This is a genomic window from Microbacterium sp. NPDC064978 (assembly GCF_044543605.1).
Lineage (GTDB): Bacteria > Actinomycetota > Actinomycetes > Actinomycetales > Microbacteriaceae > Microbacterium > Microbacterium meiriae.
Window position 1 is genome coordinate 189,521 of the sequence record NZ_JBITWF010000003.1, and the last position, 19,934, is coordinate 209,454.

At 68.0% G+C, this 19,934-nt stretch carries 25 protein-coding genes; 24 read left to right on the forward strand and 1 reads right to left on the reverse strand.

The window, feature by feature from the left end; translation table 11 throughout:
* Positions 1-2: 2 nt before the first annotated feature.
* The 15 genes from rplF to rplQ all read left to right on the forward strand — a co-directional run bounded on the left by rplF (position 3) and on the right by rplQ (position 9,318).
* Complete coding sequence (rplF, locus tag ACIGJI_RS10940; protein ID WP_187662249.1) at positions 3-539, forward strand: 50S ribosomal protein L6; 537 nt, start codon at positions 3-5, stop codon at positions 537-539.
* A 2-nt stretch (positions 540-541) separates the two neighbouring features.
* Entirely contained in the window at positions 542-901 is a 360-nt protein-coding gene (rplR, locus tag ACIGJI_RS10945; protein WP_187662248.1) for a 50S ribosomal protein L18, read from the forward strand.
* Positions 902-921: 20 nt separating this feature from the next.
* Positions 922-1,596, forward strand: coding sequence for a 30S ribosomal protein S5 (gene rpsE, locus ACIGJI_RS10950; protein ID WP_269474805.1), 675 nt, complete (start codon positions 922-924; stop codon positions 1,594-1,596).
* The gene (gene rpmD / locus ACIGJI_RS10955) at positions 1,596-1,781 is read left to right on the forward strand and encodes a 50S ribosomal protein L30 (RefSeq protein WP_017201575.1); all 186 of its coding nucleotides are present in this window, start codon (positions 1,596-1,598) and stop codon (positions 1,779-1,781) included. Before rpsE ends, rpmD begins: the two co-directional genes overlap by 1 nt.
* Positions 1,781-2,398 carry a 50S ribosomal protein L15 gene (gene rplO, locus ACIGJI_RS10960; protein WP_259954467.1) on the forward strand — a complete coding sequence of 206 codons (618 nt, stop codon included), beginning with the start codon at positions 1,781-1,783 and terminating at the stop codon, positions 2,396-2,398. The genes rpmD and rplO overlap by 1 nt, the downstream gene beginning before the upstream one ends.
* 153 nt (positions 2,399-2,551) lie before the next feature.
* The gene (gene secY / locus ACIGJI_RS10965; protein WP_187662246.1) at positions 2,552-3,874 is read left to right on the forward strand and encodes a preprotein translocase subunit SecY; all 1,323 of its coding nucleotides are present in this window, start codon (positions 2,552-2,554) and stop codon (positions 3,872-3,874) included.
* Complete coding sequence (locus ACIGJI_RS10970; RefSeq protein ID WP_363446731.1) at positions 3,871-4,494, forward strand: adenylate kinase; 624 nt, start codon at positions 3,871-3,873, stop codon at positions 4,492-4,494. Before secY ends, ACIGJI_RS10970 begins: the two co-directional genes overlap by 4 nt.
* 1 nt (position 4,495) lies before the next feature.
* Positions 4,496-5,347: a type I methionyl aminopeptidase gene (map, locus tag ACIGJI_RS10975; protein WP_187662244.1), complete on the forward strand. Its 852-nt coding sequence runs from the start codon at positions 4,496-4,498 to the stop codon at positions 5,345-5,347.
* On the forward strand, positions 5,347-6,018 hold the full coding sequence (locus ACIGJI_RS10980; RefSeq protein ID WP_187662243.1) for a thioredoxin domain-containing protein: 672 nt from the start codon (positions 5,347-5,349) through the stop codon (positions 6,016-6,018). The genes map and ACIGJI_RS10980 overlap by 1 nt, the downstream gene beginning before the upstream one ends.
* 173 nt (positions 6,019-6,191) lie before the next feature.
* Complete coding sequence (gene infA / locus ACIGJI_RS10985; RefSeq protein WP_017201569.1) at positions 6,192-6,413, forward strand: translation initiation factor IF-1; 222 nt, start codon at positions 6,192-6,194, stop codon at positions 6,411-6,413.
* A gap of 64 nt (positions 6,414-6,477) precedes the next feature.
* On the forward strand, positions 6,478-6,594 hold the full coding sequence (rpmJ, locus tag ACIGJI_RS10990) for a 50S ribosomal protein L36 (RefSeq protein ID WP_005050492.1): 117 nt from the start codon (positions 6,478-6,480) through the stop codon (positions 6,592-6,594).
* A gap of 193 nt (positions 6,595-6,787) precedes the next feature.
* Complete coding sequence (gene rpsM, locus ACIGJI_RS10995; protein WP_187662242.1) at positions 6,788-7,162, forward strand: 30S ribosomal protein S13; 375 nt, start codon at positions 6,788-6,790, stop codon at positions 7,160-7,162.
* A 30-nt stretch (positions 7,163-7,192) separates the two neighbouring features.
* On the forward strand, positions 7,193-7,591 hold the full coding sequence (rpsK, locus tag ACIGJI_RS11000; RefSeq protein WP_017829189.1) for a 30S ribosomal protein S11: 399 nt from the start codon (positions 7,193-7,195) through the stop codon (positions 7,589-7,591).
* A gap of 130 nt (positions 7,592-7,721) precedes the next feature.
* A complete protein-coding gene (locus ACIGJI_RS11005) occupies positions 7,722-8,711 on the forward strand; it encodes a DNA-directed RNA polymerase subunit alpha (protein ID WP_025102386.1) in 990 nt (329 codons plus the stop codon).
* Between the two features lie 34 nt (positions 8,712-8,745).
* Complete coding sequence (gene rplQ, locus ACIGJI_RS11010) at positions 8,746-9,318, forward strand: 50S ribosomal protein L17 (RefSeq protein ID WP_187662241.1); 573 nt, start codon at positions 8,746-8,748, stop codon at positions 9,316-9,318.
* Between the two features lie 55 nt (positions 9,319-9,373).
* On the opposite strand, the gene ACIGJI_RS11015 is transcribed toward rplQ, so the two are convergent.
* On the reverse strand, positions 9,374-10,594 hold the full coding sequence (locus tag ACIGJI_RS11015) for a PAS domain-containing protein (protein WP_366244072.1): 1,221 nt from the start codon (positions 10,592-10,594) through the stop codon (positions 9,374-9,376).
* 160 nt (positions 10,595-10,754) lie between these two features.
* On the opposite strand from ACIGJI_RS11015, the gene ACIGJI_RS11020 reads away from it, so the two are divergent.
* The 9 genes from ACIGJI_RS11020 to ACIGJI_RS11060 all read left to right on the forward strand — a co-directional run bounded on the left by ACIGJI_RS11020 (position 10,755) and on the right by ACIGJI_RS11060 (position 19,926).
* Positions 10,755-11,774: a tripartite tricarboxylate transporter substrate-binding protein gene (locus ACIGJI_RS11020; protein WP_363446733.1), complete on the forward strand. Its 1,020-nt coding sequence runs from the start codon at positions 10,755-10,757 to the stop codon at positions 11,772-11,774.
* A 1-nt stretch (position 11,775) separates the two neighbouring features.
* On the forward strand, positions 11,776-12,336 hold the full coding sequence (locus ACIGJI_RS11025) for a tripartite tricarboxylate transporter TctB family protein (RefSeq protein ID WP_280564622.1): 561 nt from the start codon (positions 11,776-11,778) through the stop codon (positions 12,334-12,336).
* On the forward strand, positions 12,336-13,883 hold the full coding sequence (locus ACIGJI_RS11030; RefSeq protein ID WP_259954434.1) for a tripartite tricarboxylate transporter permease: 1,548 nt from the start codon (positions 12,336-12,338) through the stop codon (positions 13,881-13,883). Before ACIGJI_RS11025 ends, ACIGJI_RS11030 begins: the two co-directional genes overlap by 1 nt.
* A 46-nt stretch (positions 13,884-13,929) precedes the next feature.
* The gene (locus ACIGJI_RS11035) at positions 13,930-14,727 is read left to right on the forward strand and encodes a sulfite exporter TauE/SafE family protein (RefSeq protein ID WP_259954433.1); all 798 of its coding nucleotides are present in this window, start codon (positions 13,930-13,932) and stop codon (positions 14,725-14,727) included.
* Positions 14,728-14,917: 190 nt separating this feature from the next.
* Positions 14,918-15,922: an SIS domain-containing protein gene (locus tag ACIGJI_RS11040; RefSeq protein WP_280564626.1), complete on the forward strand. Its 1,005-nt coding sequence runs from the start codon at positions 14,918-14,920 to the stop codon at positions 15,920-15,922.
* 19 nt (positions 15,923-15,941) lie between these two features.
* Positions 15,942-17,225, forward strand: coding sequence for an extracellular solute-binding protein (locus ACIGJI_RS11045; RefSeq protein WP_187662234.1), 1,284 nt, complete (start codon positions 15,942-15,944; stop codon positions 17,223-17,225).
* 64 nt (positions 17,226-17,289) lie between these two features.
* Positions 17,290-18,171: a carbohydrate ABC transporter permease gene (locus tag ACIGJI_RS11050; protein WP_259954431.1), complete on the forward strand. Its 882-nt coding sequence runs from the start codon at positions 17,290-17,292 to the stop codon at positions 18,169-18,171.
* 1 nt (position 18,172) lies between these two features.
* A complete protein-coding gene (locus ACIGJI_RS11055) occupies positions 18,173-19,015 on the forward strand; it encodes a carbohydrate ABC transporter permease (protein WP_187662232.1) in 843 nt (280 codons plus the stop codon).
* Positions 19,012-19,926, forward strand: coding sequence for a PfkB family carbohydrate kinase (locus tag ACIGJI_RS11060; protein WP_363446736.1), 915 nt, complete (start codon positions 19,012-19,014; stop codon positions 19,924-19,926). The genes ACIGJI_RS11055 and ACIGJI_RS11060 overlap by 4 nt, the downstream gene beginning before the upstream one ends.
* Positions 19,927-19,934: the final 8 nt, after the last annotated feature.

The following is a 19,934-nucleotide window of genomic DNA, read 5'->3' on the forward strand; positions in this document are numbered from 1 at the left end:
AAATGTCGCGTATTGGACGACTTCCCATCGACGTTCCCGCGGGCGTGACCGTTTCGGTCGACGGCCGCGAGGTCGCGGTGAAGGGCCCCAAGGGTGAGCTCACCCTCACGGTGGCCAGCCCCATCGAGGTGTCGGTCGAGGAGAACCAGGTTCTCGTCACCCGCCCCGACGACGAGCGCGAGTCCCGGTCTCTCCACGGCCTGACCCGCACGCTCATCAACAACAACATCATCGGCGTGACCCAGGGCTACACCAAGGGTCTCGAGGTCGTCGGCACCGGTTACCGCGTGCAGCAGAAGGGGAACTCGGTCGAGTTCGCCCTCGGCTTCTCGCACCCGGTCCTGATCGACCCGCCCGCCGGCATCACGCTCACGGTCGAGGGCACGAACAAGCTCACCGTCAGCGGGATCGACAAGCAGGCCGTCGGTGAGGCGGCTGCGAACATCCGCAAGATCCGCAAGCCCGAACCGTACAAGGGCAAGGGTGTGCGCTACGCCGGCGAGAACGTGCGTCGCAAGGCCGGAAAGAGTGGTAAGTAACCATGGCTCTCAAGTCAAAGTCTGACGCCCGCGCGCGTCGTCACGCCCGTCTTCGCAAGAAGATCGTGGGCACCGAGGTGCGTCCGCGCCTCGTCGTCAACCGTTCGGCGCGTCACGTCTTCGTGCAGCTCGTCGACGACAGCAAGGGCCACACGGTCGCCTCGGCCTCGACGCTCGAGACCGACCTGCGTTCGCTGGATGGCGACAAGACCGCCAAGGCTCGCAAGGTCGGCGAGCTCCTCGCCGAGCGCGCGAAGGCCGCAGGCGTTTCCGAGGCAGTGTTCGACCGTGGCGGCAACCGCTACGCGGGTCGTGTCGCCGCCATCGCCGACGGCGCCCGTGAAGGGGGTCTGGCACTGTGAGTGACAACAAGGAGAACGAAGTGACCGAAGCGGCTGCTGCCACTTCCGAGACGGCCGCCGGCACCACGCAGGCTGAGCCCTCTCGCGACCAGCGGGACGGCCGCCGCGGCGGACGTGACCGTAACCAGGGCGGCCGCGACCGCAACTCGCGCGACCGCGGCGACAACCAGTTCCTGGAGCGCGTCGTCACCATCAACCGCGTCTCGAAGGTCGTGAAGGGTGGTCGTCGCTTCAGCTTCACCGCTCTCGTGGTCGTCGGTGACGGCAACGGTCTGGTGGGCGTCGGCTACGGCAAGGCCCGTGAGGTCCCCCTGGCGATCTCGAAGGGTGTCGAAGAGGCCAAGCGCAACTTCTTCCGCGTCCCGCGCGTCGGCAGCACCATCCCGCACCCCGTGCAGGGTGAGTCGGCCGCCGGTGTGGTGCTCCTGCGCCCCGCCGCCGCCGGTACCGGTGTCATCGCCGGTGGTCCGGTCCGCGCCGTGCTCGAGTGCGCCGGCATCCACGACGTGCTGTCCAAGTCGCTCGGCTCGTCGAACACGATCAACATCGTGCACGCGACGGTCACCGCCCTGAAGGAGCTCGAGGAGCCCCGCGCCGTCGCCGCACGCCGTGGTCTCGAGTTCGACCAGGTCGCCCCGGCCCGGCTCGTCCGCGCCGAGGCCGAGGCCATCGCCGCACAGAAGGTAGGTGCCTGATGGCCGCGCGACTCAAGGTCACGCAGATCAAGTCCAAGGTGAGCGAGAAGCAGAACCAGCGCGACACGCTGCGCAGCCTCGGTCTCAAGCGGATCGGTGACACCACCGTCCGCCCCGACGACGCGCAGACGCGCGGCTACGTCAAGACCGTCGCCCACCTCGTCAAGGTTGAGGAGATCGACTAATGGCTGAGAAGAACGAGGCCGTCGAGGCCGAGAAGGCCACCAAGAAGGCGGCGGCTCCCAAGGCCGACGCTGCCAAGAAGCCCGCCGCGAAGAAGGCACCGGCCAAGACCAGTGCCGCCGACGCCAAGGCTGACGGCTCCGCGAAGGCTGCGCCGAAGAAGGACGCCCCGGCGTCCCGCCCCGGTGTGCTGAAGGTCCACCACCTGCGTCCCGTCCCCGGGTCCAACACCGCGAAGACCCGTGTCGGTCGCGGTGAGGGCTCGAAGGGCAAGACGGCCGGTCGCGGCACGAAGGGCACCAAGGCCCGCAACACCGTGCGCGTCGGCTTCGAGGGTGGCCAGATGCCGCTGCACATGCGCACGCCGAAGCTGCGTGGCTTCAAGAACCCGTTCCGCGTCGAGTACCAGGTCGTGAACCTGGAGAAGCTCGCGGAGCTCTACCCCCAGGGTGGCGACGTCACCGTCAGCGACCTGGTCGCCAAGGGTGCGGTTCGCAAGAACGAGAAGGTCAAGGTTCTCGGCAACGGCGACATCGCCGTGAAGCTCACCGTCGCGGTCGACAAGGTCTCGGGTTCTGCCGAGCAGAAGATCGTGGCTGCGGGCGGATCCGTCAAGTAACCACTGCGGAAGAGGGGTCGGAGATTCTCCGGCCCCTCTTCTGGTTCGGCGGGGGAGAAGCCGACCGCACGCATTCCCCCGGCCTCGGAGTGGGTTACCCTGGTGTTTCAGCCGCCCCTCGGGGGTTCGGCCACCTTTTCAGGAGGAACGTTCTTGTTTAGCGCCATCGCGCGGATCTTCCGCACGCCCGACCTGCGTCGGAAGATCGGTTTCACTCTCGCGATCATCGCGATCTACCGCCTCGGCTCGAACGTCCCCGCGCCGTTCGTCAACTTCCCGAACGTCGAGCAGTGTCTCGCGGCCAACGCCGGCACCGAGGGTCTGCTCGGACTCGTCAACCTCTTCTCCGGAGGCGCGCTGCTGCAGCTGTCGATCTTCGCGCTCGGCGTCATGCCGTACATCACCGCGACGATCATCACCCAGCTCCTGCGCGTCGTCATCCCGCACTTCGAGGCGCTGCACAAGGAAGGCCAGGCCGGGCAGGCCAAGCTGACCCAGTACACGCGGTACCTCACGATCGCCCTCGCGCTCCTGCAGTCCACGACGCTCGTCACCGTGGCCCGCACCGGCCAGCTCTTCGGTACGACCGACATCGGCGCGTGTACCCAGCTCCTCACGAACGACGTCTGGTGGGCGCAGGTGCTCATCATCATGGCGATGACGGCCGGTACCGGTCTGATCATGTGGTTCGCCGAACTCGTCACCGAGCGCGGCATCGGCAACGGCATGTCGCTGCTGATCTTCACCTCGATCGCCGCGACGTTCCCCGGCGCGATGTCGATCATCTGGCAGACCCGGGGCTTCGAGGTCTTCCTCCTCGTGCTGCTCGTCGGCATCATCGTGATGGGACTCGTGGTGTTCGTCGAGCAGTCGCAGCGGCGCATCCCCGTGCAGTACGCGAAGCGCATGGTGGGCCGTCGCACCTACGGCGGCACGAACACGTACATCCCGATCAAGGTGAACATGGCCGGTGTGATCCCCGTCATCTTCGCCTCGTCGCTGCTGTACATCCCCGCGCTCATCGCCCAGTTCAACACCCCGCAGGACGGCTCCACCCCGCCCGCGTGGGTCAGCTGGGTCAGCGCGAACTTCACCACCGGCAACAGCCCGATCTACATGGCGGCATACTTCCTGCTGATCATCGGGTTCACCTACTTCTACGTCGCGATCACGTTCAACCCGGTCGAGGTCGCCGACAACATGAAGAAGTACGGCGGCTTCATCCCCGGGATCCGGGCCGGCCGTCCGACCGCGGAGTACCTGGACTACGTGCTCACCCGCATCACGCTCCCCGGTTCCCTCTACCTGGGCCTGATCGCCCTGATCCCGCTCATCGCGCTCGCGACGGTCGGTGCCAACCAGAACTTCCCGTTCGGTGGCGCGTCGATCCTCATCATCGTCGGCGTGGGTCTCGAGACGGTCAAGCAGATCGACGCCCAGCTGCAGCAGCGACACTACGAAGGACTTCTCCGATGACGGTTCGACAGGCTCAACGACCCACTGCCCGTTTGCTCATCGTCGGCCCCCAGGGTTCCGGCAAGGGCACCCAGGGTGTGCGCATCGCCGAGTCCTACGGCATCCCCGTCGTCTCGACCGGCGACATCTTCCGCGCGAACATCAAGGAGGGGACGCCGCTCGGCCAGCAGGTCACCGCGATCCTCGACAAGGGCGACCTGGTGCCGGACGAGCTGACCAGCGAGATCGTGCGCGACCGGCTGAGCCAGGAGGACGCGGAGAACGGCTTCCTCCTCGACGGCTACCCCCGCAACACCGCGCAGGTGGCGCACCTCGATGCGTTCCTCGAAGGACGCGGCGAGGCGCTGGACGCGGTGATCCTCCTCGACGTCCCGCGGGAGGAGAGCATCGCCCGCCTCGCCCGTCGCGCTGCGGAGCAGGGGCGTTCCGACGACACCGACGAGGCCATCGCGCACCGACTCGACATCTACGAGAAGGAGACGGCGCCGATCATCGAGGTCTACAGCAGCCGCGGCATCGTCGACCGCATCGACGGTGTGGGCTCGCTCGAGGAGATCACGGAGCGCATCGCCGCCGCTCTGACCGCTCGCGGGCTGCGTTCCCCCGCCTCCGCCGCCTGAGATGTTCCGCCGCTCGATCTACAAGACCCCGGCTCAGCTACGAGCCATGGTCGAACCCGGCCTCATCACCGCCGAGGCCCTGGACGCCGTCCGCGCCCTCATCAAGCCGGGGGTGAAGACGATCGAGCTCGACGCCGCCGCGAACCGCGCCATCCTGCAGCGGGGTGCGGAGTCGAACTTCCAGCTCGTCAAGGGCTATCACCACACGATCTGCGTCTCGGTCAACGAGCAGGTCGTGCACGGCATCCCGGGGGAGCGGGTCCTCCAGCCCGGCGACATCGTCTCGGTCGACTGCGGAGCCCAGTTCGAGGGCTGGAACGGCGACAGCGCGATCACCGTCGTCGTCCCGGACCCCGAACACCCTGAGCTCGTGGCCCGCCGTGAGGAGCTCTCGCGTGTGACGGAGGGGTCGATGTGGGCGGGGATCGCCGCGATGGCCTCGGCGTCCTCGATCGACGAGATCGGCGCCGCGATCCAGGACTACATCGAGGCGCAGGGGCCGTCCGCCGTGAGCGGCGAGCCCTACGGCATCCTCCGCGAGTACGTCGGTCACGGCATCGGTCGGAAGATGCACGAGGCCCCCAGCGTCTTCAACTACCGGACACCGGACCGCGGCGCGGACGTGAAGCCCGGACTCGTGCTCGCCATCGAGCCGATGGTCACCGCCGGGGGTGAGGCGACGTTCGTGGAGGACGACGACTGGACGGTCACCACGGTCGACGGCACCGACGGCTCACATTGGGAACATAGCGTCGCCCTGCATGATGGGGGCATCTGGGTGCTCACCGCGCCCGATGGTGGAAGAGCCGGACTCGCCCCGTTCGGGGTCGAGCCTCGAGAGATCGGAAAGTAATGGCAGCGGCGAAGAGCAACACCAACTGGTTCGCGATCGGCGTCTCCATCGCCGTCGTCGTGGTCCTGGTGGCCCTCGGCGGACTCGTGGTGTTCCTCAACAACCAGGCGACGTCTCCCGGCGCCACCCCGTCCGCCAGCGACAACTTCGACGCCGAGGCCGGCTCCGTCTCCATGGGCGACGGCGACACGACCGTGTCGGTCTTCCTCGACTTCCAGTGCCCGGTCTGCAAGTCCTTCGAGGACCAGTTCGGTGCGGCGCTCGAGGCGAAGGCCCAGAGCGGGGAGATCACGCTCGAGCAGCACCCCATCGCGATCCTCGACCGCTTCTCGCAGGGCACCGAGTTCTCCTCCCGTTCGGCCGGCGCGGCGTTCTGCGTCGCCGAGTCGGACTCCGACCTGTACTTCGACTACGCCAAGGTCCTGTTCGAGAACCAGCCGGCGGAGAACACCCCCGGCCTGACGAACGAACAGCTCGCCGAGTTCGCCACCCAGGTCGGCGCGGGCGACGACGTCGTGTCCTGCATCACGGACGAGACGTACCGCAAGTTCGGCGCCGCACAGGCCAAGAGCAACGACATCCAGGGCACGCCGACCGTCGAGATCGACGGAGAGCGCCTCGACCTGCAGAACCAGGAAGACATGAAGCGGTTCACCGACCTGCTCGGCTGACACCCGCCCATCCGCTCGACGCCCCGTCCGGCCAAGTTGCCGGATGGGGCGTCGTCGGATAACATAGATCTTTGGTGCCTTGTGCCATGCGTTCGGCGTGTCCGATCCGGCCCGGTACCGCACACCACCCACCCACCGCAGATCGACCGATCTGCAGAAGCGTCAGCGAGGCTATGGCTAAGAAAGACGGTGTCATCGAGATCGAGGGCGTGATCTCCGAGGCTCTCCCCAACGCGATGTTCCGCGTTGAGCTCAGCAACGGACACAAGGTCCTGGCAACGATCTCCGGAAAGATGCGGCAGAACTACATCCGCATCATCCCCGAGGACCGTGTGGTCGTGGAGCTCAGCCCCTACGACCTGACCCGCGGCCGCATCGTCTACCGCTACCGCTGATCGGTCGAGAAGTAACACCCCAGGCTTCGCGCCTGCCCGGTGAAGACAGCGAACAGGAAACATCATGAAGGTCAACCCCAGCGTCAAGCCGATCTGCGACCACTGCAAGGTGATCCGCCGCCACGGCCGCGTCATGGTGATCTGCAAGAGCAACCCGCGTCACAAGCAGCGCCAGGGCTGAGCGCCCCCGCTGCGTGAGCGCCGCTCTCGCAATCTCATAACTCAATACGAAACGGCAGGATCAGACGCTTCGATCCTTCGACAGGCTCAGGAACCCAGGTTCCCGCCTGTCGGACGACGCGGAGCTGACACCTCGGGGCGGAGGCCCGGGCACCGATCCTGCTCCACACCTCCACAACACCCAGGAGAACCGCATGGCACGTCTTGCCGGCGTTGACATCCCGCGCGACAAGCGCGTGGTGATCGCCCTTACCTACATCTACGGCGTCGGCCGTACCCGCTCCGTCGAGATCCTCAAGGCGACCGACATCGACGAGAGTATCCGCGTGAAGGACCTCAGCGACGACCAGCTCGTCGCCCTCCGCGACTACATCGAAGGCAACTACAAGGTGGAGGGTGACCTGCGCCGCGAGGTCGCCGCAGACATCCGCCGCAAGGTCGAGATCGGCTCCTACGAGGGCATCCGCCACCGTCGTGGTCTCCCGGTCCGCGGTCAGCGCACCAAGACCAACGCCCGTACCCGCAAGGGCCCGAAGCGCACCGTCGCCGGCAAGAAGAAGGCCCGCTAAGCAGCGGCCAGGGACTAGGAGAACACTTTCATGGCTGCACCCAAGGCCGCCGCGCGCAAGCCGCGCCGCAAGGAAAAGAAGAACATCGCGCTGGGCCAGGCCCACATCAAGTCGACGTTCAACAACACCATCGTTTCGATCACCGACCCGTCCGGCGCCGTCATCGCCTGGGCCTCGTCGGGTGGCGTGGGCTTCAAGGGCTCCCGCAAGTCGACCCCGTACGCCGCCGGCATGGCAGCGGAGTCCGCTGCCCGCCAGGCTGCAGAGCACGGCGTGAAGAAGGTCGACGTCCTCGTGAAGGGTCCGGGCTCCGGCCGCGAGACCGCGATCCGCTCGCTGCAGGCCGCCGGCCTCGAGGTGGGTTCGATCCAGGACGTCACCCCGCAGGCGCACAACGGCTGCCGTCCGCCGAAGCGCCGCCGCGTCTGATGCGTGTGCCGAGCCGCTCGTCCTTCGGGTCGAGCGGCTCGGCGCCCCGCGTGGGGCATCGACTTCCACAACTCAAGACCTCACCCCACCACATGTCATATAGCGGGCATGTGATCGAAAGGAACACAGAGTGCTTATTGCACAGCGTCCCACACTGACCGAGGAAAAGATCGTCGAGAACCGGAGCCGGTTCATCATCGAGCCTCTGGAGCCCGGCTTCGGCTACACGATCGGCAACGCGCTGCGCCGCAGCCTGCTGTCGTCGATCCCCGGTGCCGCTGTCACCAGCGTCCGCATCGACGGTGTGCTGCACGAGTTCAGCACGATCCCCGGCGTGAAGGAGGATGTCACCGAGATCATCCTCAACATCAAGCAGCTGGTCGTCTCCAGCGAGCGCGACGAGCCCATCACCGCGTACCTCCGCAAGACCGGTGCCGGTGAAGTGACCGCCGCCGACATCTCGGCTCCGGCCGGTGTCGAGGTGCACAACCCCGAGCTCGTCATCGCGACGCTCAACGACACCGCCAAGTTCGAGCTCGAGCTCACCATCGAGCGCGGCCGTGGCTACGTCTCCGCGACGCAGAACCGCAACGAGTACGCCGAGGCCGGTCAGATCCCGATCGACTCGATCTACTCGCCCGTGCTCAAGGTCAGCTACCGCGTCGACGCCACCCGTGCCGGTGAGCGCACCGACTTCGACAAGCTCATCCTCGACGTCGAGACCAAGTCGGCGATCAGCCCGCGCGACGCCGTCGCCTCGGCTGCCAAGACGCTCACCGAGCTGTTCGGTCTCGCCCGCGAGCTGAACGTCGAGGCCGAGGGCATCGAGATCGGCCCGGCGCCGGTGGAGGCTGTGAACTCCAGCGAGCTGTCGATGCCGATCGAGGACCTCGACCTGTCGGTCCGCTCGTACAACTGCCTGAAGCGTGAGGGCATCAACACCGTTTCTGAGCTCGTCGCCCTGTCGGAGACGCAGCTCATGAACATCCGCAATTTCGGCCAGAAGTCGGTCGACGAGGTGCGCGACAAGCTCATCTCGCTCGGTCTGTCGCTCAAGGATTCGGTGCCCGGTTTCGACGGCGCCCACTTCTACGGCGGCAGCGAAGACGAGTCCTTCTGATACCCGACCCTTTCTGACCAGGAGTTAGACGATTATGCCCAAGCCCACCAAGGGTCCCCGCCTCGGAGGCGGCCCCGCCCACGAGCGCCTGCTGCTTGCCAACCTCGCCGCTGCGCTGTACACCCACAAGTCGATCAAGACGACCGAGACGAAGGCCAAGCGCCTGCGTCCGCTCGCCGAGCGCCTCATCACCTTCGCCAAGCGCGGCGACCTGCACGCCCGCCGTCGCGTGCTGTCGGTCATCGGTGACAAGGAAGTCGTGCACGTCCTGTTCAACGAGATCGCTCCGCTCGTCGCGGACCGCGAGGGTGGCTACACGCGCATCACCAAGGTCGGCAACCGCAAGGGCGACAACGCTCCCATGGCCGTGATCGAGCTCGTCCTCGAGCCCGTCACCCCGAAGGCGAAGTCGACCAAGAAGGCCGCCGCGGCTCCGAAGGACGAGAAGCCCGCCGCCGAGGAGGCTCCCGCCGAGGAGACCGTCGAGGCTCCCGCGGACGAGACCCCTGCCGACGACACGGCTGCCGAGGCCGGCGCCGAGTCGCAGGCCGAGGGCGAGGCCGCTGAGGCCGCCGCCGAGGACGCTGTCGAGAAGAAGTCCGAGTAAGGACCTCTCTCCCCACGAAGCCCGCCGCCCCTTCCGGGGTGGCGGGCTTCGTCGTTCATCGAGGGGCGGTGATCCGGTAGCGTGCCCCCGGCCGTCCCTTCGTGGAGTAGTCCAGCGAGCGCACCGCCTGTCCGGTCGCCGCGAGGTGCTCCAGGTAGCGGCGGGCACTGACGCGGGAGATGGCCAGGTCGTCGCCGATCTCGGTCGCCGAGGCGTCGGGCCGGGCCGCGAGGGCCGCTGAGACCCGCTCCAGCGTCTCCGCGCTCAGACCCTTCGGGAGGTCGTAGCGCTCCCGGAAGGCGATGATGGCGTCGGCCGCCTCGACCCGGCGAACGACGTCGTGCAGCTCGGTGTGGTCGCGGAGCAGGAGCGTCGCCCCCACATCGGCGGAGCCGTTCCCGGACGCCGTGCTCCGGGCGACGAGCACATGCGAGCCGACGATCACGGGGCGTCCCGCGGCCTCGCCCTCGCGGAGCACCGTGGCGAGCTCGGTGCCGAGGACCTCGTCCGCGGCAGCGCCGTCGAGGTCGGCGGCATCGCGACCGAGGAATCGTGCGGCCGCGTCGTTGACCAGGGTGATCCGCCCGGCCCCGTCCACCGTCACGACGCCTTCGCTCAGCCCGTGCAGGGTCGTCTCCTGGTTCTTGACGAGCGCCGCGATCTGGTGCGGCTCGAGACGGTAGATGCGGCGACGGATGAACGACGTCACCCACGCGGCGCCGAAGACCCCGAGCACCGCCGCAGCGAGCATGGCGGAGATGAGTCCCACGAGGTTGCTGGTGAACTCCTCGTTCAGCTCCGACTCCAGGATGCCGACCGAGGCCGTGCCGATCACCGCGCCGTCCTCGTCGCGGATGGGCACCTTCACCCGCCACGACGTCCCGAGCGTGCCGGTCTGCGTGCCCACGAAGATCTCCCCGCCCAGCGGGATCGACGGGTCGGTGGACACCCGCTCCCCGATGCGGTCGGTGTTCGGATGCGAGTATCGGATGCCCTCGTCGTTGGCGACCACCACGTAGGCGAGGTCGGAGGCCTCGCGGATGACCTCGGCGACCGGCTGGATGGCGGCGGCCGGATCCTCGTCGTCGAAGGCGTCGAGGACGACGGGGAGCGCGGCGACGGACTGGGCGACCGCCTGCATGCGGTCCTTGTAGGCCTCGCGGAGCGCGTTCTCCTGGAACGCTCCGGCGGCGATGCCGGTGCCGAGGGTCACCAGGAACACGATCAGCGCCTGCAGCGCGAGCAGCTGCACGCGGAGCGTCATCTTCGAGGCCACGGTCCCATTCTCCCGGCTGGGTTCCCGGGCCGCGAGCCGCCGGCAGAGGTGTTCGCGACCAATAGTTACGGAACGCGACCAATGGTTTCCGAAGGTTGAGCGTGCGCATCTGCGCCTCGACAGTGGACGGATTGCATCCGAACGCTCAAGGAGGAGCGCCATGAATCATGCCCGCATCGGGACTCTCGCCGCGGCCGTCGCCGCGACCGCCCTCGTCCTCACCTCGTGCTCGGCGACCGACGGCGGAGCCGCCGGCTCGGACGGCGGCGATGAGGCGGTCGCCATCACCGACGTGAACATCGTCGTCCCCGCCGACCCGGGCGGAGGGTGGGACCAGACGGGCCGGGCCCTGTCGCAGCTGCTCACGCAGGAGGACATCGTCGGCTCGGCGCCCGTCACCAACGTCGGCGGCGCGGGCGGCACGGTCGGCCTCGCACAGCTCGCCAACGAGAAGGACCCGGCCACGCTCATGGTCATGGGCCTCGTGATGGTGGGAGCGGTGGAGACCAACGCCTCCGCCGTGCGCATCGAGGACATGACACCGATCGCCCGGCTCACGGATGAACCGCTCGTCGTGGTCGTGCCCGCCGACTCGGAGTACGACACTCTGGAAGACCTCGTCGAGGATGTCGTGGACAAGGGCCAGGAGGTCACGATCACCGGCGGTTCCGCGGGAGGAGCCGATCACATCCTCGCCGGGCTGCTGCTCGAGGAGGCAGGGCTCGACGGCGCGGAGATCGCCGAGAAGCTGAACTACACGCCCAACTCGGGCGGCGGCGAGGCGACGTCGCTGATCCTCGGCGGCAAGGTCTCGGCGGGCATCTCCGGTGTCGGCGAGTTCCTGCAGCACATCGAGGCCGGGACCATGAAGGCCCTCGCCGTCTCGTCGGAGGAGCCGGTCACACAGCTGCCGGACGTCGACACGATCACCGACTCCGGATACGACGTCGTGCTCACCAACTGGCGCGGTGTGATCGCCCCGGGCGGGATCAGCGACGCCGAGCGCGCGGAGCTCGAGCGCCTCGTCACCGAGCTGGAGGCGTCCGACGCGTGGAAGGACGAGCTGGAGACGCGGGGGTGGGCGGACGCGTTCCTCACGGGCGCGGAGTTCGACGAGTTCCTGGACGGCAACATCGCCGAGGTCACCACGACGCTGCAGAACATCGGGCTGGTCGGCTGAGATGACGACCGGGTCTTCCGGACCCGGCGAGGAGGTGCGGACCGACGCCCGTCGGTCCGCACGCCTCGTCGCGTCCCTCCCGCGGGGGGAGCTCGTCTTCGCCCTGCTCATGGTGGCCCTCGGCGTGTTCGCGTTCGCCGGGGTCTTCACCATCCATGTGCCCGCAGGCGGCCAGGTGGGGCCCACGGTCTTCCCGCTGTTCGTCTCCGTGCTGCTGCTCGGTTCGTCGCTCGCCGTCGTCGTGAGCATCTTCCGCGGACACCGCGGTGTGCCGGAGGATGGAGAGGACGTCGATCAGAGCCTCCCGACCGACTGGCTGACGCTCGTGAAGATCGTGGCGCTGGTGGTCGCGCACCTGCTCCTCATCGAACCGCTCGGCTGGGCACCCGCCGCGGCCCTGCTGTTCGGCGGCGTCGCCTGGGCGCTCGGCGCGCGGCGCTGGTGGATGGCGCTCCTCATCGGCGCGATCATCGCGCTGGTCGTGCAGGTCGTGTTCGGCGGTCTGCTCGGGCTGTCGCTCCCGTGGGGACCGGCGCTCGGCTGGCTGGGAAGGATGTTCTGATGGACAGCTGGAGTCTGCTCCTCGAGGGGTTCGCGACCGCGCTGCAGCCCCAATACCTCGTCTTCGCCTTCTTCGGCGTGCTGATCGGCACCGCCGTGGGCGTCCTCCCGGGCATCGGGCCGGCGATGACCGTCGCCCTGCTCCTGCCGCTCACCTACACGCTGGAACCGGCCGCCGCCCTGATCACCTTCGCCGGGATCTACTACGGCGGAATGTACGGCGGGTCGACCACGAGCATCCTCCTGAACACGCCGGGGGAGTCGTCGTCGATCGTGACGGCGATCGAGGGCAACAAGATGGCCAAGCTCGGTCGCGGTGCGGCAGCCCTCGCCACCGCCGCGCTCGGGTCGTTCGTCGCGGGCACCCTGGCGACCGTCGGCCTGACGCTGCTCGCCCCGGTACTCGCGCAGTTCGCCGTGAACCTCGGGCCGGCCGACTACGTCGCCCTCATCGTCGTGGCCTTCGTCACGGTCGGTGCGCTCATGGGGTCCTCCGTGTCGCGTGGCCTGCTGTCGCTCGGCGTCGGTCTGTTCCTCGGCCTGGTCGGCACCGATTGGCTCTCGGGGCAGCAGCGCTACACGCTCGGCCTGCTCCCGTTGGCGGACGGCATCGACGTGGTGCTCGTGGCGGTCGGGCTCTTCGCCGTCGGCGAGACGCTCTACGTCGCGGCCCGGCTGCGTCACGGCGCGATCGACGTGATCCCCGTCTCCCGTGGGTGGCGCAGCTGGATGACGAAGGACGACTGGCGTCGGTCGTGGAAGCCCTGGCTCCGCGGCACCGCCATCGGCTTCCCGATCGGCACGATCCCGGCCGGCGGGGCCGACGTGGCGACCTTCCTGTCCTACGCCGCCGAGCGCAAGCTCTCGCGCCGCAAGGACGAGTTCGGCCGCGGGGCCATCGAGGGTGTCGCGGGCCCGGAGTCGGCGAACAACGCGGCTGCCGCGGGCGTGCTCGTGCCGCTGCTGACGCTGGGCCTGCCGACGACGGCGACGGCGGCGATCATCCTCACCGCGTTCCAGACCTACGGCCTGCAGCCCGGGCCGCAGCTGTTCACCGGACAGGCGGACCTCGTCTGGGCGCTGGTGGCGAGCCTCTACATCGGCAACGTGATCCTGCTCGTGCTGAATCTGCCCCTGGTGGGCATGTGGGTGAAGCTCCTGCAGATCCCGCGGCCGTACCTGTACGCCGGCATCCTCCTGTTCGCCGCCTTCGGGGCGTACGCGCTGAACTTCGCGGTCGTGGACATCCTCATCCTGCTCATCATCGGCGTCCTGGGCTACTTCCTGCGGCGGTACGGATTCCCGGTGGCGCCGCTGGTGGTGGGCATGATCCTGGGGCCGATGGGGGAGGAGCAGCTCCGTCGTGCGCTGCAGCTCAGCCAGGGCGACCTGACGACGCTCATCGCGCAGCCGTTCTCCGCGGTCGCCTACGTCATCCTCGCGCTGCTCATCGCCGGCGGGCTGTGGCTGCGGCGCCGGCAGCGACGCTACGAGCAGGCGCTCACGGAGTCCATCGCGGTGCCCGTCACAGCGGACTCGGAGGTCTGACCCGGCACGATTCGAGCGGGGGAGAGGCCGGGAGTAGGCTGATCCGGTGAACGATGCGACGGTCCTGAAACGCGGGCCTCGCGCCTACGCGGCATTCATCGGCATCGGCCTCCTCGCGGGCCTCCTCTCCGGTCTCTTCGGCGTCGGCGGCGGCACGGTCATCGTCCCGCTGCTGGTGCTCCTGCTCGCGTTCGACCAGCGGCTGGCAGCCGGAACCTCGCTGGCGGCGATCGTCCCGACGGCGACCGTCGGCGTCATCTCCTACGCCGCATCGGGCTCCGTCGCCTGGATCCCGGCGCTGATCCTCGCCGCCGGGGCCGTGGTCGGCGCGCAGATCGGCACCCGCCTGCTCCCGCGGATCTCGCAGACCGCCCTCCGCTGGGGCTTCGTCGGCTTCCTCGTCGTCGTGATCGTGAGCCTCTTCCTCGTGATCCCGTCGCGCGACGCCGTCTTCGAGCTCACCTGGCTGACCGGGATCGCCCTGGTGGTCGTCGGAATCGGCACCGGCGTCCTGGCCGGCCTCATCGGCGTCGGCGGCGGCGTCATCGTCGTCCCGGTGCTCATGCTCGCGTTCGGGACGAGCGACCTCGTCGCGAAGGGCACCTCGCTGCTCATGATGATCCCGACGGCTCTCTCCGGCACAGTCGGCAACCTCCGCAACCGCAACGTCGACCTCCTGGCCGCACTGCTCATCGGCGTCTCGGCGTGCACCACCACGGCCCTCGGCGCGTGGCTGGCGACCATCGTCGACCCGACCGTCGGGAACCTCCTCTTCGCCGCGTATCTCATGGTGATCGCCGTGCAGATGGCCCTCAAGGCCGTCCGCGGCCGCCGGCGCGGCTGATCCCGCGGCCGCCGGACACCCGGTGTGCGCCGCCGGAAGAAGCGCGCGAGGCCCGCTCTTTCGGTGACTCCGGCGAACGATTTTCGCCGTACCTCTTTACAGGCGTCTTCGTGCTCGCTATCGTCAGTCATCACATGACGTTATATAACGAGTCATGATGTTTGATCGAAGGTCATCAGAAGGGACCATCTTGTCTGCCACCGCTCTGTTCGTCGACTCCGCCGCTATCGAGAACCAGCTCGCTGCGGCCCGCCAGGCGATCGCGACCCGGGACACCATCTCGCGCGTCGTGCTCACCGCCTGCGGCGGCTCCTTTGCCGTCATGCAGCCCATCGAGTACCTGTTCGGCACCAAGGCGGTGTCGCTCGAGGCGACCGCGCTCAATGCGGCCGAGTTCACCAGCCGCGCCTCGTCGCGCGTCGACGCCGACACCCTCGTCCTGCTCTGCTCGCACTCCGGAACCACGCCGGAGACGGTGGCCGCGGCGAAGCACGCACGCGAGCGCGGTGCGCTCACGGTCGCCTTCACGTTCGACCCGACGTCGCCGCTCGCCGAGGCATCGGAGCACGTGGTGGCGTATCAGCACGGCGAGGGGAAGAGCGAGGCCCACGTCGGTCCCGCGCTGCTGCTGCGCCTGGCGGCCGGCATCCTGGACGACCGCGAACAGGCCGGCATCGCCGGCGCAGTCGACGAGGCCGTCGCCCAGCTGCCGGCCCTCGTGCCGGCAGCGCGCGAAGCGCACTCCGCTGCCGCCGATGCCTGGGGGTACCGCCACCGTCGCGCGCCCCTGATCTACACGATGGCGGCAGGCTCCAACTACGGCTCCGCCTACTCGTTCGCCATCTGCCTGCTGCAGGAGATGCAGTGGGTGCACTCCGCCGCCATCCATGCCGGCGAGTACTTCCACGGCCCCTTCGAGATCACCGAGGAGGACGTGCCGTTCATCGCCCTCCTCGGACTCGACGAGACGCGGGCCGTCGAGCAGCGCGCGGTGGACTTCGTCACGAAGCACTCGGATCGGGTGCTCGTCCTCGACGCCCAGGAGTTCGGCCTGGACGTCGTCGCTCCGGAGGTGCGCGGCGTCTTCGCCCACCTCCTCTTCAACGTCGTGCTCCGCGCGTACGCGGATGCACTCGCCGACCACCGAGGACACCCCCTCAGCGTGCGCCGCTACATGTGGCGCATGGAGTACTAGGAACGAAAGGATCGCAACGATGCGAACATCAGCCCGGATCGGCCTGGCGGCTGCGGCCGCCGCAGCCCTCGTCCTACCCCTGGCCTCGTGCGCCGGAGGCGAGAGCGAGGCGTCGGACGGCCAGGTGGAGATCAGCTTCTTCCACCGCTGGCCCAACGAGCCGAAGAACTCGTACTACAACGACATGGTGGCGGAGTTCGAGAAGGAGAACCCCGACATCAAGGTCTCCGTCGAGAGCGTGCTCAACGACGCCTACAAGGACAAGGTGAAGGTCGTCGCGGGCTCCGCCAATGCTCCTGACGTCCTGTTCACCTGGAGCGGTTCGTTCGTGGACGAGCTCGTCTCCAATGACGCCCTGCTCGACCTCGGGCCGTGGCTCGAGGAGGACGCGGACTTCCGGGACAGCTTCTACCCGAGTCAGCTGGAGGCCTTCGAGGTCGACGGCACCTCCTACGGCCTGCCGGTGGGGATGCAGTCGAAGCTGTTCTTCTACAACAGGGACGTCTTCGAGGAGCTGGGACTCGAGGCGCCGGCGACGTGGGACGAGTTCATCGACGTCCTGGAGACGATCCAGGACGCCGGTATGACCCCGATCGAGTACGGTGCGCAGGAGCAGTGGACGATCGCGCACTACGTCGGCACGCTGAATCAGCGTGTCGTCGATCCGGAGGTGTTCGCAGCGGATCAGGATCCGGCGACCGGCGAGTTCACGGACGAGGGATATGTCCGGGCACTGGAGCGCTTCCAGGAACTCGCCGAGTACATGAACGACGACCTCACGGCCGTCGGGCATGAGATCGCGCGCAACGCCTGGATCGCGGGGGAGGCGCCGATCATGTACATGCAGAGCGCCGAGGTGGGGTACTTCGGCGACGCGCAGTTCGAGTACGGCACGTTCAACTTCCCCGCCGTCACGGGTGGCAAGGGCGATCCGGCGGAACTGACCGGAGCGCCGGAGGGCTTCGCGATCTCGAAGACCACGGAGCATCCCGAGGAGGCCCAGCGGTTCCTCGAGTTCCTGCTCAGCAAGCAGAGCGGTATCGCCTACGCGGAACGAGCGGGCGAGCTGAGCCCGGTCAAGGGGGCCGTGGAAGAGGCGGATGTGCCCGAGATCTCACGGGAGCTCGCCCAGGGGATCGTCGACGCCTCGGCGATGACGACCTGGCTCGACAACGCCTACGATCCGCAGATCGTGCAGGCGTATCTGTCCGAGACCCAGCTGATGCTCAGCGGCCAGCAGACCCCCGAGGGGGTCATGGCCGCCGTGCAGGAAGCGGCGAAGCGCGTGCGCGACGCCTCCTGATCCGCACCGGGGCTGCCGGCACCCGTGGCCGGCAGCCCCTCCCACCTTCGGAAGAGACACCGTGATGAGAACACGCTCCCGAGCCTGGTCGAACCTGCTCTACGTGCTTCCCGCGATCATCCTGATCGGGGTGTTCGTGTACTACCCGCTGGTCGCCAATGCGGCCTTCGGCTTCTTCTCCTTCAGCGCCGGCAGCGGGGAGATGCGCTTCGTCGGCCTCGACAACTTCGCGCGGCTCTTCGGCGATCCGATCATCGCGACGGCCCTGGGCAACAACATCCTGTACGCGGTCCTCTCGATCGTCTGCCAGGTGGGTGGCTCCCTCGTGATCGCCGCCTGGCTGACCCGGCTGCTCGGACCGCGCATGGGCGCGTTCCTGCGCAGCGTGTACTTCCTTCCCGCCGTGATCTCGATGACCGTGATCGCGCTGCTGTTCACGTTCGTGTACAACGCCCGCGGCGGACTCCTCAACGCTCTGCTGGAGGCGATCGGACTCGGCAGCCTGCAGACGGCGTGGCTGGCTGATGTCGACACGGCGATGGGAGCGGTCATCGGCGTCTCCCAGTGGCAGAGCATCGGCTACGTCTGCATGCTCTACGTCGTCGCACTGCAGCAGATCCCGGAGGAATACTACGAAGCCGCGTCGCTGGACGGCGCCGGACGGGTTCGCCAGTTCTTCAGCATCACCGTCCCGCAGGCCAAGGAGATGATCTTCGTCGCGATGATCCTCACCGTCTCCGGCGCTTTCACGGTGTTCAACGAGCCTTACATCCTGACCAAGGGCGGTCCCGGAAACACCACCCAGGTCCTCGCGACCTATATGTACAACCAGGGTTTCTTCCAGAACGAGATGGGCTACGCCTCAGCCATCGCGAGCCTGATCTTCGTGATCACCCTCGTGCTGTCCGTCGTGCAGATGGTCTCGTTCCGAAGCGGGAGGCAATGACATGAGCAGTACCCGGCTTCGTCCGGCGGAACGTGTCCGCCGTGCCCCGGTCCAGGTGATCCTGGCCGTCTACGCCGTCGTGATCGCCTACCCCCTGCTCTGGATGGTGATCTCCTCTTTCAAATCCTCGTCCGAGATCTTCGCCGATCCGTGGGGCCTGCCGTCGGTCTGGCTCGTCCAGAACTACGCCGCCGCCTGGGACCGCGGGATCTCCGACTACTTCGTCAACTCCGTCATCGTCACGATCATCTCCACCGTCGCGACCGTCGCGATCGCGGCCCTGTGCGCCTACGGCATGGTGAGGCTGTCGAGCCGGGTCGCGAACATCGTGCTGATCGTGGCGATGGGCGGGCTGGTGGTGGCGCCCCAGGTGAGCCTCATCCCGCTCTACCGGCTTCTCGACACGATGGGGCTGCTGAACACGTACTGGGCGATGATCCTCCCTTACGTGGCCTTCCGTCTGCCCATGGCGATCCTGCTGATCCGTTCGGTGTTCCTCGGCATCCCCCGTGAGCTCGAGGACGCGGCGACCATCGACGGCTGCCGCTCGTTCGGAGTCTTCCGGCACGTCTACCTGCCGTTGAGCGCGTCCGTGCTGACGACCGCTGCCGTCCTCACCGGTTACTTCGCCTGGAACGAGTTCCTGTTCGCGATCGTCTACATCGACGCCGATGCGCTGCGCACCATCCCCGCGGGACTGATGTCGTTCCGCGACTCGCTCTCCACCGAGTGGGGTGTGCTCCTGGCAGGATTGACCATCGCGGCCCTGCCCATCGTGGTCGTGTTCCTCGCGCTGCAGCGGTACTTCGTCGCCGGAGTCGCGGCGGGGAGTGTGAAGGGATGACGATGGATACGGGTCAGCTCAGGGACGCACTCGCCGCGGTGCCGCCCCCCTCTCTCGTCGGCGTCGGGGACAACGTGCTCGACTGCTATCTGCATGAGGACCTGGCCTATCCCGGGGGTAACGCACTGAACGTCGCCGCGTACAGCAGGCTCTTCTTCGGCGGCACCGCCGGATTCGTCGGGATCATGGGGGACGACCGCTTCGCAGAACACGTGCGGGGCGTCCTCGACGAGATCGGAGTGGACGGCGCCCGCGTCAGACGCGTGCGCGGCGCGAACGGCATGGCTTTCGTCGCGCTGGACGAGGACGGCGACCGGCGCTTCGTCGCCTCGAATCGCGGGGGAGTCCAGGCCGAGCTGAGGCTGCGGCTGAGCGAGGCCGATCATGAATACCTCTCCGGCTTCGACCGGGTGCACACCTCGGTCTATTCGTCGTTGGAGCCGGAGCTCCCGGCCATCGCGGAACGGGGGAGCCGCGTGTCGTACGACTATTCCGACGACGCGTCGCCGGACGTGATCCGGGCGACCGCTCCGCACGTCGACGTGGGGTTCTTCTCGGGAGGGGACCGCAGCGATTCCGAGATCGACGACCTCGGCCGCTTCGCCGTGGCCTGCGGCATGGGATCCGCCGTGGTGACGCGGGGTGCCCGCGGCTCCGTGGGCTTCGACGCCACTTCCGTGCGGCGCACCGGTATCCGGGAGGTCGACGCCGTCGATGCGCTCGGGGCCGGGGACGCCTTCCTCACCGGGTTCCTCGCGGCACGGGCGGGTGGGGCCGATCTCGCCGGATGCCTCGATGTGGCCGCCGTCAGCGGAGCGCTCGCCTGCACGTTGCGCGGGGCGTTCGGATACCCTGTGCATGCGGGGGACGACGCACGCGCGCAGATGCTGCGACGATACCCGGCGACGTAGAGGAGGGC

Bases quoted from the DNA above. Each gene is read 5' to 3' on its own strand.
- ACIGJI_RS11030 (WP_259954434.1), top strand. From the start codon at position 12,336: ATGGACAGCTGGAGTCTGCTCCTCGAGGGGTTCGCGACCGCGCTGCAG.
- rplO (WP_259954467.1), top strand. From the start codon at position 1,781: ATGGCTGAGAAGAACGAGGCCGTCGAGGCCGAGAAGGCCACCAAGAAG.
- ACIGJI_RS10970 (WP_363446731.1), top strand. From the start codon at position 3,871: ATGACGGTTCGACAGGCTCAACGACCCACTGCCCGTTTGCTCATCGTC.
- rplF (WP_187662249.1), top strand. From the start codon at position 3: ATGTCGCGTATTGGACGACTTCCCATCGACGTTCCCGCGGGCGTGACC.
- infA (WP_017201569.1), top strand. From the start codon at position 6,192: ATGGCTAAGAAAGACGGTGTCATCGAGATCGAGGGCGTGATCTCCGAG.
- ACIGJI_RS11050 (WP_259954431.1), top strand. From the start codon at position 17,290: ATGAGAACACGCTCCCGAGCCTGGTCGAACCTGCTCTACGTGCTTCCC.
- rpsK (WP_017829189.1), top strand. From the start codon at position 7,193: ATGGCTGCACCCAAGGCCGCCGCGCGCAAGCCGCGCCGCAAGGAAAAG.
- ACIGJI_RS11060 (WP_363446736.1), top strand. From the start codon at position 19,012: ATGACGATGGATACGGGTCAGCTCAGGGACGCACTCGCCGCGGTGCCG.
- rplQ (WP_187662241.1), top strand. From the start codon at position 8,746: ATGCCCAAGCCCACCAAGGGTCCCCGCCTCGGAGGCGGCCCCGCCCAC.
- rpmJ (WP_005050492.1), top strand. From the start codon at position 6,478: ATGAAGGTCAACCCCAGCGTCAAGCCGATCTGCGACCACTGCAAGGTG.
- ACIGJI_RS10980 (WP_187662243.1), top strand. From the start codon at position 5,347: ATGGCAGCGGCGAAGAGCAACACCAACTGGTTCGCGATCGGCGTCTCC.
- map (WP_187662244.1), top strand. From the start codon at position 4,496: ATGTTCCGCCGCTCGATCTACAAGACCCCGGCTCAGCTACGAGCCATG.
- rplR (WP_187662248.1), top strand. From the start codon at position 542: ATGGCTCTCAAGTCAAAGTCTGACGCCCGCGCGCGTCGTCACGCCCGT.
- rpsM (WP_187662242.1), top strand. From the start codon at position 6,788: ATGGCACGTCTTGCCGGCGTTGACATCCCGCGCGACAAGCGCGTGGTG.
- ACIGJI_RS11045 (WP_187662234.1), top strand. From the start codon at position 15,942: ATGCGAACATCAGCCCGGATCGGCCTGGCGGCTGCGGCCGCCGCAGCC.
- ACIGJI_RS11020 (WP_363446733.1), top strand. From the start codon at position 10,755: ATGAATCATGCCCGCATCGGGACTCTCGCCGCGGCCGTCGCCGCGACC.
- ACIGJI_RS11025 (WP_280564622.1), top strand. From the start codon at position 11,776: ATGACGACCGGGTCTTCCGGACCCGGCGAGGAGGTGCGGACCGACGCC.
- rpmD (WP_017201575.1), top strand. From the start codon at position 1,596: ATGGCCGCGCGACTCAAGGTCACGCAGATCAAGTCCAAGGTGAGCGAG.
- ACIGJI_RS11055 (WP_187662232.1), top strand. From the start codon at position 18,173: ATGAGCAGTACCCGGCTTCGTCCGGCGGAACGTGTCCGCCGTGCCCCG.